This is a genomic window from Mesorhizobium sp. M0500, assembly GCF_040321165.1.
Lineage (GTDB): Bacteria > Pseudomonadota > Alphaproteobacteria > Rhizobiales > Rhizobiaceae > Mesorhizobium.
This window is the reverse complement of the sequence record NZ_JAMYRB010000001.1, coordinates 368,995-385,358: the sequence shown is the minus strand read 5'-3', so window position 1 is coordinate 385,358 and position 16,364 is coordinate 368,995. Positions and strand designations below refer to the sequence as shown.

16 protein-coding genes are annotated in these 16,364 nt (G+C 63.4%); 7 read left to right on the top strand and 9 right to left on the bottom strand.

Features of this window, described 5'->3' with window-relative positions; all coding sequences use genetic code 11:
- Positions 1-230: 230 nt before the first annotated feature.
- Positions 231-1,415, bottom strand: a complete 1,185-nt coding sequence (locus NKI70_RS01895; RefSeq protein ID WP_352700334.1) for a cell wall hydrolase — start codon at positions 1,413-1,415, stop codon at positions 231-233.
- Between the two features lie 107 nt (positions 1,416-1,522).
- Positions 1,523-2,845, bottom strand: coding sequence for an MFS transporter (locus NKI70_RS01890; RefSeq protein ID WP_352724051.1), 1,323 nt, complete (start codon positions 2,843-2,845; stop codon positions 1,523-1,525).
- 120 nt (positions 2,846-2,965) lie between these two features.
- On the opposite strand from NKI70_RS01890, the gene NKI70_RS01885 reads away from it, so the two are divergent.
- The gene (locus tag NKI70_RS01885) at positions 2,966-3,886 is read left to right on the top strand and encodes a LysR substrate-binding domain-containing protein (RefSeq protein WP_352724049.1); all 921 of its coding nucleotides are present in this window, start codon (positions 2,966-2,968) and stop codon (positions 3,884-3,886) included.
- 337 nt (positions 3,887-4,223) lie between these two features.
- On the opposite strand, the gene der is transcribed toward NKI70_RS01885, so the two are convergent.
- On the bottom strand, positions 4,224-5,657 hold the full coding sequence (gene der, locus NKI70_RS01880; protein WP_352682787.1) for a ribosome biogenesis GTPase Der: 1,434 nt from the start codon (positions 5,655-5,657) through the stop codon (positions 4,224-4,226).
- A gap of 65 nt (positions 5,658-5,722) precedes the next feature.
- Positions 5,723-6,388 (bottom strand): tetratricopeptide repeat protein, encoded by a 666-nt coding sequence (locus NKI70_RS01875; RefSeq protein ID WP_352571426.1) that lies wholly within the window; start codon positions 6,386-6,388, stop codon positions 5,723-5,725.
- Between the two features lie 205 nt (positions 6,389-6,593).
- Here NKI70_RS01875 and NKI70_RS01870 point away from each other — a divergent pair, with 205 nt between their 5' ends.
- Positions 6,594-7,586 (top strand): polysaccharide deacetylase family protein, encoded by a 993-nt coding sequence (locus NKI70_RS01870; RefSeq protein WP_352571431.1) that lies wholly within the window; start codon positions 6,594-6,596, stop codon positions 7,584-7,586.
- A gap of 26 nt (positions 7,587-7,612) precedes the next feature.
- On the opposite strand, the gene sbmA is transcribed toward NKI70_RS01870, so the two are convergent.
- From sbmA to NKI70_RS01855, 3 genes are all read right to left on the bottom strand, one after another.
- Entirely contained in the window at positions 7,613-8,890 is a 1,278-nt protein-coding gene (gene sbmA, locus NKI70_RS01865) for a peptide antibiotic transporter SbmA (RefSeq protein WP_031211034.1), read from the bottom strand.
- A gap of 114 nt (positions 8,891-9,004) precedes the next feature.
- Positions 9,005-10,120, bottom strand: coding sequence for a YbfB/YjiJ family MFS transporter (locus tag NKI70_RS01860; RefSeq protein ID WP_036237967.1), 1,116 nt, complete (start codon positions 10,118-10,120; stop codon positions 9,005-9,007).
- A gap of 152 nt (positions 10,121-10,272) precedes the next feature.
- Entirely contained in the window at positions 10,273-10,479 is a 207-nt protein-coding gene (locus NKI70_RS01855) for a hypothetical protein (RefSeq protein WP_352724047.1), read from the bottom strand.
- 97 nt (positions 10,480-10,576) lie between these two features.
- On the opposite strand from NKI70_RS01855, the gene NKI70_RS01850 reads away from it, so the two are divergent.
- The 3 genes from NKI70_RS01850 (at position 10,577) to NKI70_RS01840 (ending at position 13,242) form a co-directional block, all read left to right on the top strand.
- Complete coding sequence (locus NKI70_RS01850) at positions 10,577-11,491, top strand: LysR substrate-binding domain-containing protein (protein ID WP_352569433.1); 915 nt, start codon at positions 10,577-10,579, stop codon at positions 11,489-11,491.
- A gap of 80 nt (positions 11,492-11,571) precedes the next feature.
- Positions 11,572-12,828 (top strand): aminopeptidase, encoded by a 1,257-nt coding sequence (locus NKI70_RS01845; RefSeq protein WP_352569432.1) that lies wholly within the window; start codon positions 11,572-11,574, stop codon positions 12,826-12,828.
- Positions 12,829-12,885: 57 nt separating this feature from the next.
- Positions 12,886-13,242 carry a DUF488 domain-containing protein gene (locus NKI70_RS01840; RefSeq protein WP_352569431.1) on the top strand — a complete coding sequence of 119 codons (357 nt, stop codon included), beginning with the start codon at positions 12,886-12,888 and terminating at the stop codon, positions 13,240-13,242.
- A 191-nt stretch (positions 13,243-13,433) separates the two neighbouring features.
- Here the strand turns inward: NKI70_RS01840 and NKI70_RS01835 are convergent, their stop codons facing one another.
- The gene (locus NKI70_RS01835; RefSeq protein ID WP_352569430.1) at positions 13,434-13,787 is read right to left on the bottom strand and encodes an ArsC family reductase; all 354 of its coding nucleotides are present in this window, start codon (positions 13,785-13,787) and stop codon (positions 13,434-13,436) included.
- Positions 13,788-13,956: 169 nt separating this feature from the next.
- On the opposite strand from NKI70_RS01835, the gene NKI70_RS01830 reads away from it, so the two are divergent.
- Together NKI70_RS01830 and NKI70_RS01825 are read left to right on the top strand one after the other, a co-directional pair.
- Positions 13,957-14,307 (top strand): ArsR/SmtB family transcription factor, encoded by a 351-nt coding sequence (locus NKI70_RS01830; protein WP_352569429.1) that lies wholly within the window; start codon positions 13,957-13,959, stop codon positions 14,305-14,307.
- Positions 14,304-14,789 carry an SRPBCC family protein gene (locus NKI70_RS01825; protein WP_502896663.1) on the top strand — a complete coding sequence of 162 codons (486 nt, stop codon included), beginning with the start codon at positions 14,304-14,306 and terminating at the stop codon, positions 14,787-14,789. Before NKI70_RS01830 ends, NKI70_RS01825 begins: the two co-directional genes overlap by 4 nt.
- A gap of 128 nt (positions 14,790-14,917) precedes the next feature.
- Here NKI70_RS01825 and NKI70_RS01820 read toward each other — a convergent pair whose 3' ends face one another.
- Positions 14,918-16,345, bottom strand: coding sequence for an aldehyde dehydrogenase family protein (locus NKI70_RS01820; RefSeq protein ID WP_352569428.1), 1,428 nt, complete (start codon positions 16,343-16,345; stop codon positions 14,918-14,920).
- Positions 16,346-16,364: the final 19 nt, after the last annotated feature.

Genomic DNA, 16,364 nt, shown 5'->3' with positions numbered 1-16,364 from the left:
TCACCGTCCGTCCGCTTCTTAAAGTCGCCGGCAACATAGTTAGAGGGTCCGCGCCCGTCAAGCCACGGGCGGACGTTCAAGCTCAAGTATTTTTTTGTTATAAATCAGCTACTTGCTCGGGTGCGACATCGTGCCCGACGCGGCCTCTGGCGGGCTGCGGCCGAATCCCTACGGCGACGGGCCTTCGATCGGCCGCTCTCGCGCGAAAGATGCAAGGGCTGCCCGAGCACTCAGCTCCAGCCGCCGCCATAGGTGCGGTAGAAGATGTGCAGGCCGATCCTGGTCATTTTCTGCATCGTCCGCGCCCAGCCCGGATGGACGTAGTTGGCGTAATAATGGGTCGACGAGCCGACTTCCGGAATGAAGATCTTGCCGGCTGTGACGGCCATGGCGACATCCTGGGCGGTCTGGTAGGCGGCGGGGTTGTCGACCCGCTTCTTCCGGCCGTCGCAGGCGAAGGAAAACTGGCAGCGGTTGAACCAGTTGTCGTTCTGGTAGACGACGCCGCAGATCGAGTTCGGATAGGCCGGGTTGCGGACGCGGTTGAGGATGACCTGGGCGACGGCGGCCTGGCCGCGCACGGCTTCGCCGCGCGCCTCGAAATAGATGCCGTTGGCGAGACAGGCCTGCTCCGGTTTGGAAAAGACGCTCGCCGGCAGCGGCGTCTGCATCCAAGAATGATCGCCCTTGCTCAGCGGCGGAATGAAGCGGCCATCGTTCGGGTCCTCGTCCTGCAGCAAGGCCTCGAAAGGCGACGCCTTGGCGTAATCGGGGACCGACGAGGCGTAGGCGGTCGCCAGCACGTCGGGATGATCGTTGTTGACCAGCGCGGCAAGCATCGCCGGCACGCCGGGATCCGGCTTCTTGTCGACGCGCGTGTGGAAGGCGGCGGCGATCTGGATTTCCTTGCCTTTGATCTCGGGCTTGGCGAAGGCCATCCTCAGGCCGCTGTCCATGCTTGGGCGGAGCAGCGAGGAGGTGCGCTCGAAGATAGAGCCGGCGTTGAAGTTCTTCGGCGGCGAGACGGGCGAGACCTGGATGATGCGGCCCTTCTTGTCGGCACGCGTGATGCGGTTCTCGTCCGGCGTCGTACCGGCGATGCCGCCCTTGCCGCGAAACGAAACGGCGCCGATGCCGGGCAGTTGGACACCGGAGCCGGAGAGCGAGCCGGTGCTGCTGGAATCGAGGAAGGGCATTTCGGCGGCGTGAACGGAGCCGGCGACGGACTTCTCGACATAGGCGTTCCAGCGGACGCTCGGCGCCTCAAGGCCGGAGACCAGGCTGGTCATGTCCTGATAGGCAGCGACCGTCGGAAAGCCGATCCAGATGCCAAGGCCAATAATAAACGGAGACAGGACGGAACGCTTTTTCTCACCGGCGGCGGCGACAAGCCGCGTCAAAACACGTCGATGCACGGAACTCTCCAGAAACGCAACGGACCCCACTGGAGAGCTACAATGATGCATTAACCTTGATGGGGCGTTAACAGCTTAGAACGTTGTTTTCCCATCTCGTGTCGAAGTCAGGCGCTTTTGCGGCCATCGCTTGACGGAAGAAAGATCGGCCAGGCGATCAGCGCGCAAATAGCCGCACCCAGCCAGACGCCTGCCCACGAGCAGAGCACGAGAAGTCCGGGAATGGCGATCGGCACCAGGAAGAAGGCAATGAAGACCAGGCTGTTGGCAAGGCCGAGCGCCGTTCCGGCCTGGCTCGCGCCGGCCAGCGTCGCAAGCTCGGTGTAGGCGACGCCATGCCAGGAGGAGACGCAGATGCCGGCCACGACCAGCATCGCGACCATCGCCGGCGACAGCATCGGCGCTTGGCCTGACAAGAATTGGGCCGCCAACAAGACGAGCGCGGCAAGCACGGTGAAGGCGACCACGCTCAACAGGCTGCACAGACGCAGGAACGACCGGCGGTTGCCGTGACGGTCGGTGTAGCGGCCGCTCCAGACGCGCATGACCATGGCGCCGACCTGCACGGCAGCCAGGCTGGCGCTGATCACGGCTGTTCCCATGCCGGCGAAATCATGCAGGAACACGGAAGCAAATGTAAGCACCGCCACCTGCGGAAAGCAAAGCAGGCCGATGGCTGTTGCGATGCGCCAGACGGCCGGGTTGCGCAGCGGCACCGGGCCGGCCGACAATGCCATGCTGCCCGAATTGGCATCGTCATGCGGCGCCGGCGGCTGATGCAGCCAGCGCCAGGCGAGCGAGGTCGAGACCGCGGATGCAGCCGCCAGAAGGCCGAAGACTGCCGTGAAGCCATGGGCTGAAGCGAGCGACGGCAGCACGAGCGCGCCAAGCCCGCCGCCAAGCGGCACCGCCGTCTGCCTGATGCTCATGGCAAAGCCGCGCTCGCCTTCGCCGAACCAGGCCATGATGGCGCGGCCGCTGGAGCCGTTGACGCTGCCGCCGAGCAATCCGGTGACCAACAGGGCAGCGGCGAGAAGCGCGATGCCGGGAATATGGGCCGGTGACGGCACGACCAGCGCGGCCATGACAAGCAGCCAAACCGCGGTTGCGCCGAGCCCGGTCAGCAGCACGCGGCGGTCGCCCCAGCGATCGGTCAGCAGCCCCCACGGCAATTCGCTCAGCGCCACGCCCAGGCCGAGAAGGCCAAGCGCCAGGCCGAGTTCGCCATTGGAGAGATGGTAGCCCGAGCGCAGGAACACCGCCGTCGCCGGAATGCCGGAGAAGGTCGCCGAAAAGCAGGCATTGGCGGCGACGCCGATGCCCAGCACCTTCCAGCGATGATTGGCTCGAAGTGCCGCCGCTTCTGACGGGGCGGCAACGGCGGCCGGGCGAAGCGGTTTGCAATCTGCTCGTGTGGCGACAGCGGACATGGTTCAGCTCCTGCATGGGCCGGCTGCGTTCAGTCTTGACGCGCTCTCTCTACCGCCATAGCTTCGTACTGAATATCAGGAAGTTTTTGACGTAATGTCCCGAATATCAGAATTATTGCCATGCGACGCGTGACATTCGATCTCGAAGTCCTGCGCAGCTTCGTCACCGGCATGGAGCTGGGCAGCTTCGCCAAGGCCGCCGACCGGCTCGGCCGCTCGACCTCGGCAATCAGTGCGCAATTGAAGAAGCTGGAGGAGCAGGCGGCGACGCCGATCTTCCGCAAATCTGGGCGTGGCCTGGCGCTGACGGACGCGGGCGAGACCATGCTCGGCTACGCGCGGCGGCTGATCGAGCTCAATGACGAGGCCGCCTCCGCCATCCACGATGTCGAGCTGGAGGGTTGGGTGCGGCTTGGGCTACAGGAGGATTTCGGCGAGGCGGTGCTGCCGGAGGTGCTCGGGCGCTTCGCCCGCGCCCATCCCAAGGTCAAGATTGAGGCCAGGATCGCACGCAGCCATGAGCTTGCCGAACGGATCATTTCGGGCAGCCTCGATATCGCGCTTGCCTGGCACAATGGCGCGACGCTGCCCTATAGCCGGCATGTCGCCGACGTCCAGATGCGCTGGATCGGCCCGGCAAAACAGATCGAGACCAGCCTGCGCGATGGCGAGGCGTTGCCGCTGGTGGCGCTCGAAGCGCCGTGCCTGCTGCGCAGTGTGGCGACCGAAACGCTCGACCGCGCCGGCCTGGCATGGCGGATGGCCTTCTCCAGCCCGAGCCTTGGCGGCATCTGGGCAGCCGTCGCCGCCGGGCTCGGACTGACGATCCGCACCGATATCGGCCTGCCGGCCAGCGTCAGGGCTATGACGCCGGAGATCGCCGGGCTGCCCGCCTTGCCCAAGATGGCGCTGTTCCTGCATCGCAAGGAGGCCGAGCCCGACCCAGTGGCAGCGCGGCTTGGCGACATCCTGCTGCAGGCAGCGTTGGAAGCCTTGCCGAAAAATGCGCCGGCCTATGAAAAGCTAAGGAGCGTAGCTTAACGCCGACGAGCCGAAAGGGCCGCAGGGCGCTCCATCTTATTGTTTGCCAACAGGGTTCTCAGACCATCAACATTTGCGATTGGCTGTAGGCAACCATGACTTCGTCAGTTGAAGAATCCAGTAATGCTGGCGATCCTTCGCGCCCCCCTCTGTCCTGCCGGACATCTCCCCCACGAGGGAGGAGATTGGCAGCTTCGCCGTCCCGCCCCTCTTTCAATGTTGGAGATTGGCGAAAGCGGAGAGGACGGCCAATCTCCCCCCAAGTGGGGGAGATGCCCGGCAGGGCAGAGGGGGGCGCTGTCCCGCCGACGTCTCGCAAGGTTCCGCCAATGATGATCTAGTGGCGCTTCTTTGCCTTGCCGGCGAAAGGATTGTCCGAGGTGCGCAAGGCGATGCGGATCGGCACGCCGGGCATGTCGAAAGCCTCGCGCAGGCTGTTCGAGAGATAGCGGACGTAGGATTGCGGCATCGCATCCGGCCGTGAGCAGGAGACGACGAAGCCCGGCGGCCGCGTCTTGGCCTGCGTGACATATTTGATCTTCAGCCGACGCCCGGCGACAGCGGGCGGCGGATGATGCGCCAGGATGCCTTCCAGCCAGCGGTTGAGCTTGCCGGTCGACACACGGCTGTTCCAAACTCGATGCGTCCTGATGACGGCATCCATCAGCTTGTCGAGGCCACGCCCGGTCTCGGCCGACACCGGCACCGCCTGCATGCCGCGCGCCTGCGGCAGCAGCCGCTCGGTTTTTTCGCGCAGCTCGGCCAGCAACTCCTGGGGATGATCGACAAGATCCCATTTGTTGAAGGCGATCACCGGGGCACGGCCCTCGCGGATGATCAGGTCGGCGATCTGCAGATCCTGCTTCTCGAAGGGAATGGTGGCGTCGAGCACGATGATGACGATTTCGGCAAAGCGGATGGCGCGCAAGCCGTCCTGCACCGACATCACTTCGAGCTTTTCGTGGATCCTGGCCTTGCGGCGCATGCCGGCGGTGTCGAACAATTTTAAGCGGCGGCCATGCCAGTCCCAGTCGACCGAGATGGAATCGCGAGTGATGCCGGCCTCAGGGCCGGTCAACAGCCGCTCCTCGCCGATTAGTGCGTTGATCAGCGTCGACTTGCCGGCGTTGGGGCGGCCGACGACGGCGATGCGCATCGGCTTGGTGTCGTCATAGCTCGGCTCGGCGTCCGGGTCGGTGATGTCCTCGCCGATCAGCACCTCGCTGGCGGCGACCTCATCCTCGCCGGCCTCTTCGTCCTCGCCGAAGGCGCGCGCCTCGCCAAGTGCTGCGATCACCGCGTCGCGCAAATCGGGCAGCCCCTGGCCGTGTTCGGCCGAGACCGGGATCGGTTCGCCAAGGCCGAGCTCCCAGGCCTCCAGCATGCCGCCCTGGGCGCCGCGCGCCTCAGCCTTGTTGGCAACGACGACAACCGGCTTGCCGGACTTGCGCACGATCTCGGCGAACGTCTTGTCGTCAGGCATCAGCCCGGACTTGGCATCGATCGTAAAAAAGATCAGGTCGGCCTCGCGGATGGCGATCTCGGTCTGGGCGCGCATGCGGCCGGGCAGCGTCGAGGCAGCCGCATCCTCGAAGCCGGCGGTGTCGATGACGTCGAAATGCAGGTCGTAGAGCTTTGCGGCATGGACGCGGCGATCGCGAGTGACGCCGGGCGTATCATCGACAAGCGCCAGCTTCCTTCCCACCAGCCGATTGAAAAGGGTCGATTTGCCGACGTTAGGCCGGCCGATGATGGCGACTTTGAAGGTCATCCGACCCTACATCTGCTATGCATGTCGTTATCCCAAAACCGCTGCGCACTTTTGGGCGACATGCATTACGACACGCCGCCCGAGCCGCGGATCAGCTCGGACATCAAAGTCGCCCGCTCGCGCGTGTTGCGCGGGGCGCCATCATCCGCGGCGATCTGGTCGAACAGCTTCAATGCATCCGCCGCCTTGCCTTCCTTCCAGGCGGCAAGGCCAAGCGCCTCGCGCGCCGTATGGCGCAGCGTGTTGGTGTCGGCGGCGAGCGCCTCGACGCGGCTGGAGACATCGGCGAAAGAGCCGTGGTCGACCAGAAGCAGCGCTGCCCTGAGACGAGCCATGTCGCGAATGCCAGAGGGGATCTTGGTGTCGGCGGCGACCTCGTCGAAATCCTTGACGGCGGCGTCGACGTCGCCCTTGTCCGCCTTGACGGTTGCCGCGCGCATGCGGGCGAGCAGCGGATAGGCGCCGTAGCCGTCCTTCTCCAACGCCTCCAGAGCGGCAAGCGCCTCGTCGTTCTTCCCGTCATTAGCAAGCTTGAGCGCCTGCGAAAAAGCATCGCCCGAGCGGTTGGCGCGAGTTTCGTCCCAATAGCGGTAGCCGACGACAGCAGCAGTGCCGAGCACCACCAGCACGGCCAGCACGAGCAAGGCGGGACCGAAACGGTCCCACAGCGCATGCGCCTGGTCGCGACGAATCTCTTCGTTGACTTCGCGGATAAAACTGTCGTCCGACATGGATCAAAACCATTTCCTGCCCCGGGCGGGGCGGTTGATGAGCCCGCGTTTTAGCGAAATTTTGCCGGCATGGAAGGGGTTCGGCAGGAAAATCGCCTATTCACGAGGCAGTCGCCGCCAACGGCGGCCGTACAGGTCGATCCTACCCGTGCCATATTTCACCGGTAGGCGTCGCTTCTACATTCCTTGATCCGGTCAGATGCCTTTGCCCCGTTTGTCCCGCGTTGTTGCGTTTTCGATTGCCGCGCTTGCTACCGGCGCGGCTTTTGCCGACCCGCCGGCGCCGCCGGCAAAACCGAAGCAGATCGTCATCATCTCATTCGACAGCGCCCGCGACATTTCGCAGTGGCAGCGCAGCCGGGCGCTGGCCCGGCGCACAGGCGCGCATTTCACCTATTTCGTCTCCTGCGTGTTCCTGTTGTCGCCGCAGACACGCAAGGAATACACCGCGCCCGGCAAAACAGAAGGCAAATCGAATATCGGCTTTGCCGCCTCCAGGCAGGAAGTCGCCGACCGGCTCGAGCAGATCAACCTTGCGGCCTCAGAAGGCCACGACATCGGCAGCCACGGCTGTGGGCACTTCGACGGCAAGGACTGGAGCAAGGCCGACTGGCTGGGCGAGTTCGGCTCGTTCAAGCATATTCTCGAGAACGCCTATTCGATCAACGGCATTGCACCCGAACCAAAGGGCTGGCGCGATTTCGCCCGCAAGTCGGTGGTCGGGTTCCGCGCGCCTTATTTGTCGGCAAACAAGGCGCTCTACGAGGCGCTGCCCGCGGCCGGTTTCCTGCTCGACGCAAGCGGCGTCTCGCGTGGGCCGGTCGAGCCGCCGACCGTCAACGGCATCACGCGCTTTTCGCTGCCGCAGATCCCGGAAGGGCCGAGCTCAAGGCGCGTGATCGCCATGGATTACAATCTCTATGTCAGACATTCCGGCGGCTTCGAGCGGCCGAGCATGGCAGAAGAGTTCGCTGACCGGACCTATAACGCGTTCCGCGCCGCCTTCGATGCGCAATACCAGGGCAAGCGCATTCCGCTTGAGCTCGGCTTCCACTTCACGCTGATGAATGACGGCGCCTACTGGAACGCGCTGGAACGCTTTGCCGGCGAGGTCTGCGTGATGAAACAAGTCGAGTGCATCAGTTTTCACGATTATGTTTCGCGGCGAGGCGAAAGGCACGCGGCGGTGGGGGGCTGAGCGGACGCGCTCGCCGCCCGCCAGTCTTAGCTTGCCGGCTGGTCCTCAGGGCGCAACCCGGCTTGCTCACGTTCGAGATAACGCTGGTCGATTTCCGGCAGCGGCTCGCCTTCGAGCGTGGCCTCGAAGGCGCGCAAGCGTTTGTAGATCGAGATCAGTTCCACGACCGTCGGCCAGGCATTGACCAGATACTGAAATGAAGATCGGACCTGCTCAAAGGAGTTGAGAATCTGGTTCAGAGCGCCGAGCTTGATCTTTCCCGCGACCATCGTAGGGACAAGAACAATATATGGAAATATATTGTCGATCTGTAGATAGAATATTCTAGCGACGTTAAAATATAAGTAGTGGAAGTATTTACGAAAATAGATGCTTCTTACACTTCTAAAAAGGTCAGCGACAGTTGGCGGTTGGGCGCGATCTGCATCGTCCTCACCATAGACCAATTCTTTGCGGTAGGCTGCCTCGACACGTTGGGTGCGGAATTCGAGACCCGGCAGTTTGATTCCTACCGCAGCTAAGAAAGTAGTTCCGAAGGCCGACCAAAGGATTGCTACAACGACCAGGGAGTAAGGCACCGTGCCGACAATCGGCAGTTCCGTGACGTTTTCAGAGAGATGCAGCAGCACGGGAAGGAACGCTATCAGTGTCATGATGGACCCGACTAAGCTTACGCCCAGATCCTCCATCGTGCTGGAGAAGCGCATCGTGTCTTCTTGAACACGCTGGGACGCACCTTCGATGCGCCTCAATCTTTCCCAGTTGGTCATGTAGTATTCGTTCATTGCGGTGCGCCAACGAAATATCCAATGACTTACAAAAAACCGGTTGAGGGCGCCAACGGTCACAGCCAGAAGCGCAATCCACATGATTGTCAGCAGTTGGATATAGAAGTCCCACGGCGTCGTAGAGTACGGTGTGCCTAAAGCCTTCTGAATAAGATCGTAGAAAGGGCCATACCAGTCATTGAAGGCGACATTTACCTGCACCTGGTAATAGATCACAAAGAGAATCAGTGAGGTGCCAAGGATCGACCAATTCCGCCATGGATGAGGTCGGTACCAGGCCCAAAAGCCGTAGAAGATGAGGACGACAGCCGCAAAATATATATAGAACCAGAGAAATGGCTTCGACCAAAAGAGCGACACGCCAATGATCTTGTCGACGCCGGCGGCCATCGGGGGCAGTCCAAACACTGCTCCAAGTTGCTCTCCTCCAAAAAACCAAAACAGAACGGCCGCGAGGCTCCAGACGGCGACCGAACTGAAGAACAGCTTCGGCTGCGGAAAAAACGATACGAACACTGTGGCGAAATCCTCGGTCGATGCGCAAATCAGCGGGTTCAGCGGGCATAAAGTCACACATTAGCGGGAAAGAAAATGCCCGTGCCCAACGCCCGGCGCCGAGCAAGACCATAATCATGGCGATTTTGGCGCAGCCGACCAGGCGATCGCACCCGAGGCGAGCAGGACGGCGGCGGCCACGATCGAGGCAAGGAAAAAGTTACCCGAGGCCTGCGCAAGCAGACCGGCGACGATCGGGCCAATGATCTGGCCGAGGCCGAAGGCGGCCGTCATCACCGCCAGCATCCGGCGTGGTGCTTGCGGGGCAAGCTGCCGTCCGGCCTGGAGGCCAAGCGCGGTTATGGCGATGAAGGTGCCGCCGACAAGAAGGCCGCCGAGCAGCGGCCCGGTGCGCCCGCCCATGACGACACTGGCGCTGACGCCGACCACCTCGACCAGGCACCCCAGGGCGTAGGTGGCATAGAGCCCGATTTTAGCCGTAAGCTTCTGCCACAGCCAGACCGATGGGAAACCGGCAAGTCCGGTGACCATCCAGACCACGGCCTCGAAGACGCGGCCGCCGCCGCCCTGGCGGACGATGGCGACCAGGAACGTTGCCGTGACGATGTAGCCGAAGCCGAACAGGCCGTAGGCGACGATGATCTTCACCAGCGACCGGTCTTTCGGCAGTGCCGGCTCGCTCCCGGTGGTGCTGTTCGCGGCCGAGGTGCCGCCGGCCAGCAAGGCGACGACGGCAAAGCCGCAGGCCGAAATCACCGCGGACCACAGCCAGCCCGCCGCCCAGCCGGCATGTTCGGTGACGAGGACTGCCAACAGCGCCGAGGACGCCGCGATGCCGAGGCCGACACCGCCGAAATACAGCGCCTGCAGGTCGTTTCGCCCGGCCGCGGCGAGATGACCGAAAACGATGCTGGTCATGAAGACCAGCACGAAGGCGCTGGCGAGGCCGGCAAGAAAGCGGATGAGGAGAAAGCCGGGCATGGTGCCGCTCAGGCCCATCAGGCCGGCGAGGATCGCGGTGGCGGCAAGGCCGGCCAGCATCAGCTGGCGCTCGCGGCCTTGCGCCCAGCCGCCGGTGGCGGCAAGCGCGCCGACGAGATAGCCGAGATAATTGGCCGATGCGATCCAGCCGGCATCAGCCGGCGACAGGCCGAGCTCTTCCATCATGCCAGGCAGGATCGGCGTATAGACGAAGCGGCCGATTCCCATGGCGACGGCCAGGGCAATCATGCCGGCGATTGCCAGGCGCAAGGGCGAAGCGGCTTTCATCGCGATGCACAATAGGTGCGCCTGCCGGTCAGACAATCCGCCTTTTGTTGGGCCAGAAGGGTTGCGCAGCCGCGTCGGCGGCCGGCTCACCTGAAGTGCCAGCAAGTCCTTGTTCAGCCGCAGCAGGTCCTTGGCGCCGTCTCGAAGCGGGTACGACACGCGGTCAGCCTGAATGGCGTGTCGGCGAGTTCGCGCTCCGACATGGTGTCGAGCACCGGATGCGACAGCGGATCGGTCACCCAGCTGGTGGCCTGGCTGTCATCCCGGTGCGGCTGCGCCCCGATCGGGGAAAAGGCGCCAAGCCATGACAAAATCTTCATCGGATTTGCCTCCTCACTCTGAGTAGCCCACTTAGAATCCGCCGTTCCTTAGCGTCTGGCAATTGAGATTTCAGCCGCTCCAGTTTAGAAAAACTGTATGGCTACTCTGAACCGCGTCCATCTCAACGGCTTGCGCGCCGTGGAAACTGTTGCCCGCCTGGGCTCGCTCGCGGCGGCGGCCGGCGAGCTCAACGTCTCGGTCAGCGCCGTCAGCCAGCAGATCAACCGAACAGAAAAGCAGCTCGGCCGGGCGCTATTCGAACGAACGCCAGCTGGCCTGGTGGCGACGGAATTCGGCACCGTCTTTACCGCGCGGCTCAGCGCAGGCTTCCGCGAACTCGCACAGGCGGTGGCGCTTGCCGATGAAAGCTCGGAGTGCACGCTGGTGGTTTCGGTGGCGCCGGCTTTCGCCTCGAAATGGCTGCTGCCGCGGCTGTCGCGGCATTTCGCCCGGCATCCGAACGTGCTTCTGCGCATCGATGCCTCGGTGCGGCTTGCCGATCTCGATCGTTCGGACATCGACGTCGCCATTCGGCTCGGCGACGGCAAATGGCCGGGCGGGCGGGCCGAATTGCTGCTGGCGCAGGAGGTGTTTCCGGTCTGTGCACCGGTGATCGCCAGCAAGCTGAAATCGATCGAGGACCTTGCTTTGACCTGTGCGATCACGGACGAAAGATCGATGATCAGTTGGGAGAGCTGGTTCGAAGCGGCCGGAGTGGAGCCTGTCACCTTCATGAAGGGCGCGCGCTTCACCGATCCGATGCTGTGCCTGGAATCGGCGATTGCCGGCCACGGCGTCATGCTCGGCTGGCAGTTGCTGGCCGCCGACGCGCTGGCCGACGGCCGTCTCGTTGCGCCGTTCGGCATACGCGCCCAGAGCGGGCTCGGCTATTGGCTGGTGACCTCGGCCATCAAGAGCGAAAGCCGTAAGGTCAGGGATTTCAAGACCTGGATCCGCGAAGAGATCGAGGCGACGATGGCGCAGTTCAGGTCGCTCGAGAGCACGCGCTAAACCTGCCGGCACATCACAGTGGAAAGGTCGGCAGCGCCGGTCTATGTAAGAAACAGTCCCCAATCACGGCAGGCAGGATCATGACCACACATTCGCGCGGCGTTTCCGCAAGCATCGACCCGGTGAAGCTCGACAGGCTGGCGGAGGTCGCCGTCAAGGTCGGGCTGCAATTGCAGCCGGGGCAGGATCTGGTGCTGACCTCGTCTATTGCCGCGCTGCCTTTGACGCGGCGGATCGTCGAGCACGCCTACAAGGCAGGCGCGGGCCTGGTGACGCCGATCTTCAACGACGATGAGATCACTCTCGCGCGCTTCCGCTACGGCGCCGACGCCGGCTTCGACCGCGCCGCCGGCTGGCTCTATGAAGGCATGACAAAAGCCTTCGCCAACAATGCGGCGAGGCTTGCCGTGCGCGGCGAGGATCCGTCGCTGCTTTCGGCGCAGGACCCGGCAAAGGTGGCGCGTGCCAACAAGGCGAATTCGATGGCTTACCAGCCGGCGCTGGAGAAGATCACCGGCTTCGACATCAACTGGAACATCGTCGCTTATCCCGATGAGGCCTGGGCCAAGCAGGTATTTCCGGACGATGCCGAAGACGTCGCCGTGGCCAAGCTCGCCGACGCTATCTTTGCCGCCTCGCGCGTGGATGTCGAAGACCCGATCGGCAACTGGACGGCGCACAATGCGGCGTTGAAGAGCCGCACCGAATGGCTGAACGGCCACAATTTCCACGCACTGCATTTCACCGGCCCCGGCACCGACCTGACCGTCGGGCTGGCCGACGGCCACGAGTGGATGGGCGGCGCCTCGACCGCCAAGAACGGCATCACCTGCAACCCCAACATCCCGACCGAAGAGGTTTTCACCACGCCGCATGCAAGGCGCGTCGAAGGCCATGTCACCAGCACCAAGCCGCTGTCCTATCAGGGTACCCTGATCGACGGCATTGCGGTGCGTTTCGAGGCGGGCCGCATTGTCGAGGCCAAGGCCACGAAGGGCGAGGATGTGCTGCAAAAGGTGCTCGATACCGACGAAGGCTCGCGCCGTCTCGGCGAGGTGGCGCTGGTGCCGCATTCCTCGCCGATCGCCAAGAGCGGGCTGCTGTTTTTCAACACGCTGTTCGACGAGAACGCCGCCTGCCACATCGCGCTCGGCCAGTGCTATTCGAAGTGCTTCGTCGACGGCGCCTCGCTCAGCCAGGACGAGATCGCGGCGCGCGGCGGCAACAAGAGTTTCATCCACATCGACTGGATGATCGGCTCGGACAAGATCGACATAGACGGTGTCCATAAGGACGGCAGCCGCGTGCCGGTGATGCGCAAGGGCGAGTGGGTTTAGGCCCGGGATCTCTAAACGAAGGCCAGCAAGCAGCGGCGCCTGCTGGCCCATGCGGAGTTGGCAATGGAGCTCGCGGTCAAGCGCATCTATGAGCCGCCGGCGCCCGATGACGGGCAGCGGGTGCTCGTCGACCGCATATGGCCTCGCGGCGTCCGCAAAGAGGACGCGGCGCTGACGCTCTGGCTAAAGGACATCGCGCCAAGCAATGGGTTGCGCAAATGGTTCGGCCATGAGCCGGCGCGCTGGGCGGAGTTCCAGCGGCGATACCGCGATGAGCTCGACCGGAACGGCGAGGCGGTGGCGGAACTACGTGCCTTGCTCCGTGAAGGCAAGGTGACGCTGCTCTACGGCGCCCATGACGAGGCGCACAACAATGCGGTGGCACTGGCGAGCTATTTACGTGGGATCAATTAGCCACGCCGGCGGGACAGCGCCCCCCTCTGGCCTGCCGGCCATCTCCCCCTCAAGGGGGGAGATTGGCAGCTTCGCCGAAAGCGCCCTTCTTTGGAGACTAGCAAAAGCCGAAGTGACATCCAATCTCCCCACCAGAGGGGGAGATGTCCGGCAGGACAGAGGGGGGCGCGACGGATCGCGGCGGGTCGGTTCTACTTCCCACTCACCGCCTGCTGATAAACATCGGGCTTGAACCCGACGAGAACCCTGTCGCCAAGTTCCAGCACCGGACGCTTGATCATCGTCGGTTTGGCCAGCATCAGCGCCTTGGCCTTCTTCTCGTCCAGGCCCAGTCTGTCCTCGTCCGACAGTTCACGGAACGTTGTGCTCGCCTTGTTGAGCAGAATTTCCCAGCCGACCTTGCCTGACCAGCCGTTCAGCCGATCCGCGTCAAGGCCGTCTGCCCTGTAGTCGTGAAAGCGATAGGCAACATCGTGGCTCGCCAGCCAGGAACGCGCCTTCTTGACCGTATCGCAATTGGTGATGCCGTACATGGTGATCGTCAAAACGCGTCCTCGGACCAGTCGAATCTGACGGCACCCTAAAACCGCGCCTCTCACTTTTCCAGCGGCCTCGCCGGCCGTCTGCGATTTTCGCGCTTGCCAATAGTAAGGAATCTTCCTAACTATTTCCCGAGCTAATTTTCTCACGAAATAGCCGAGGCAAGGAAACGACATGACGGGCCTGCAGACCGAAAGCCCCCCGCCCATTGACGGCATTTTCCGGGCGCTCGCCGATCCGACCCGGCGACGCGTGGTCGAGCGACTGAACCGAAGCCCCGCCTCGGTCAGCGAGCTTGCCCGGCCGTTCGAGATGGCCCTGCCATCCTTCATCGAGCACCTCAGGGTTCTGGAAGGCTGCGGGCTGGTGCATTCGGAAAAGGCCGGCCGCGTCAGGACCTACCGGCTCGCGCCGGAGCCGTTGAAGCTCGCGGAAAACTGGTTGGCCGAGCAGCGTGCGCTGTGGGAGCGCCGTCTCGACCAGTTCGACGACTACGTGCTGAAACTCAAGGAGACAGACAGATGAATATGGTCCCGTTGTTCCAACCCGATCCGAAGCTCGACCTCGTGCTCCAACGGACGATCGAGGCGCCGCGAGAACTGCTGTGGATGGCCCTGACGAGACCCGAGCATGTCAGCCAATGGTTCACGCCGAAGCCGTGGATCATCACCGATTGCGAGATCGACCTGCGGCCCGGCGGCCTGTTCCGCACCCGCATGCAGTCGCCCGACGGCAAGGAGGTCAACGATAGGCGTTGCTGCTACCTCGAGATCGTCCAGGACGAGCGGCTGGTGTGGACCGATGCGCTGCTGCCCGGCTACCGGCCGTCAGGCGACCCATTCATCACAGCCGTCATAGCGCTGCAATCGCATGGCGAGACGACGCGCTACACCGCCACCGCCATCCACCGCGACGAAGCCACGCGCAACAGCCACGAGGAGATGGGCTTCTACGACGGCTGGGGCACGGTGGCGGATCAGTTGGCCGGCTATCTCAAGACGATCTGAGGCGACCCTGCTTCGCACTCACATTGCGGCCACGCAATCGTTGTGGCCGTTCAGCCGAACGCCGGTGCCGAAGGCACCAACGCTCGGAACAAATTTCGATGGTTGGCGCAATGCCAGATGTCGAAGGCTCAGGCGCCGTAGCCGATGATGCCCTTGATCTCGAGGAAGTCGTGGATCGCCCAGTCGGCGTATTCGCGGCCGTTGCCGGACTGCTTGTAGCCGCCGAAGGGCGCGAACGTATCCCATTCCGGATAGTTGATCGACACCTGCCCGGCGCGCAGCCGGCTGGCAATCTTGCGGGCGTGGTCGATATCCCCGGACTGCACATAGGCAGCCAGGCCATAGACGGTGTCGTTGGCGATCTTCACCGCATCATCATCGTCATCGTAGGAGATGACCGACAGGACCGGCCCGAAAATCTCCTCCTTCTCGATGGTCATGCCAGGCCTGACGTGGCCGAAAACGGTCGGTCGCACATAGTAGCCACGGTTGAGGTGCTCCGGCCGGCCGGGGCCGCCGGTGACCAGCGTCGCACCCTCGGCGATACCGGCCTCGATCAACCGCTGGATCTTGTCGAACTGGATGTTGCTGACCACCGGCCCGAGCTTGGTCTCCTCCGAGCGCGGGTCGCCGACCTTGTGCCGTTCGGCGGCCTTCCTGGCGATCGTCAGCGCCTCGTCGTGACGGGCGGCCGGCACCAGCATGCGGGTCGGCGCATCGCAGGACTGGCCGCTATTGCCGAAGCAGGCGTTGACACCCTTGCGCACCGCCGTCTCGAAGTCAGCGTCGGGCAACACGATGTTGGCCGATTTGCCGCCCAGCTCCTGCGCCACGCGCTTGACGGTCTCGGCCGCCGTCTTGGCGACGATGATGCCGGCCCGGGTCGACCCGGTGAACGAGACCATGTCGACGTCGGGATGGCCAGCCATGACCTGGCCGACATCCGGACCGGTGCCATTCACCATATTGTAGACGCCCTTCGGCGTGCCGGCGGCGTCCATCACCTCGGAAAAGATGATGCCGCTGATCGGCGCGATTTCGGAAGGCTTTAAAACGACGGTGCAGCCGGCGGCGATGGCCGGCGCCACCTTGCAGACTATCTGGTTGAGCGGCCAGTTCCACGGTGTAATCAGCGCGCAGACGCCGATCGGCTCCTTGACCACCATGGTGGTGCCGCGCTTCTCGCTGAACTCGTAATCCTCCAGCGCCTTGATAGTGGCTTCCATGTGCGCCCTGCCCGCCCAGGCCTGCGCCTCGCGCGCCCACCTGATCGGCGCACCCATTTCCTGGCTGACCGCCTGGGCGATGTCCTCGTAGCGCTCATTGTAGACTTCGAGGATACGCTTCAGCAGCTTCAGGCGCTCGGCCTTGGTCGTTTGCGAAAAGGCCGGGAATGCCGCCTTGGCTGCAGCCACGGCCTTGTCGACATCGGCTTTCGAGCCGACCGAGATTTTGGTGTAGGCCTCTTCAGTGGACGGATCGATCACATCCAGCGTTGCCGGAACCACGGGGCCGACCCATTTGCCGCCGATGAAAAAATTGAGATGATTGCTCATGGGCCGTGCTCCGGTTTTC

Excerpts from the sequence above, each read along its gene's own strand:
- NKI70_RS01890 (WP_352724051.1), bottom strand. The coding sequence starts at position 2,845 with ATGTCCGCTGTCGCCACACGAGCAGATTGCAAACCGCTTCGCCCGGCC.
- NKI70_RS01885 (WP_352724049.1), top strand. The coding sequence starts at position 2,966 with ATGCGACGCGTGACATTCGATCTCGAAGTCCTGCGCAGCTTCGTCACC.
- der (WP_352682787.1), bottom strand. The coding sequence starts at position 5,657 with ATGACCTTCAAAGTCGCCATCATCGGCCGGCCTAACGTCGGCAAATCG.
- NKI70_RS01875 (WP_352571426.1), bottom strand. The coding sequence starts at position 6,388 with ATGTCGGACGACAGTTTTATCCGCGAAGTCAACGAAGAGATTCGTCGC.
- NKI70_RS01860 (WP_036237967.1), bottom strand. The coding sequence starts at position 10,120 with ATGATTGCCCTGGCCGTCGCCATGGGAATCGGCCGCTTCGTCTATACG.
- NKI70_RS01855 (WP_352724047.1), bottom strand. The coding sequence starts at position 10,479 with ATGAAGATTTTGTCATGGCTTGGCGCCTTTTCCCCGATCGGGGCGCAG.
- NKI70_RS01850 (WP_352569433.1), top strand. The coding sequence starts at position 10,577 with ATGGCTACTCTGAACCGCGTCCATCTCAACGGCTTGCGCGCCGTGGAA.
- NKI70_RS01845 (WP_352569432.1), top strand. The coding sequence starts at position 11,572 with ATGACCACACATTCGCGCGGCGTTTCCGCAAGCATCGACCCGGTGAAG.
- NKI70_RS01830 (WP_352569429.1), top strand. The coding sequence starts at position 13,957 with ATGACGGGCCTGCAGACCGAAAGCCCCCCGCCCATTGACGGCATTTTC.
- NKI70_RS01825 (WP_502896663.1), top strand. The coding sequence starts at position 14,304 with ATGAATATGGTCCCGTTGTTCCAACCCGATCCGAAGCTCGACCTCGTG.
- NKI70_RS01820 (WP_352569428.1), bottom strand. The coding sequence starts at position 16,345 with ATGAGCAATCATCTCAATTTTTTCATCGGCGGCAAATGGGTCGGCCCC.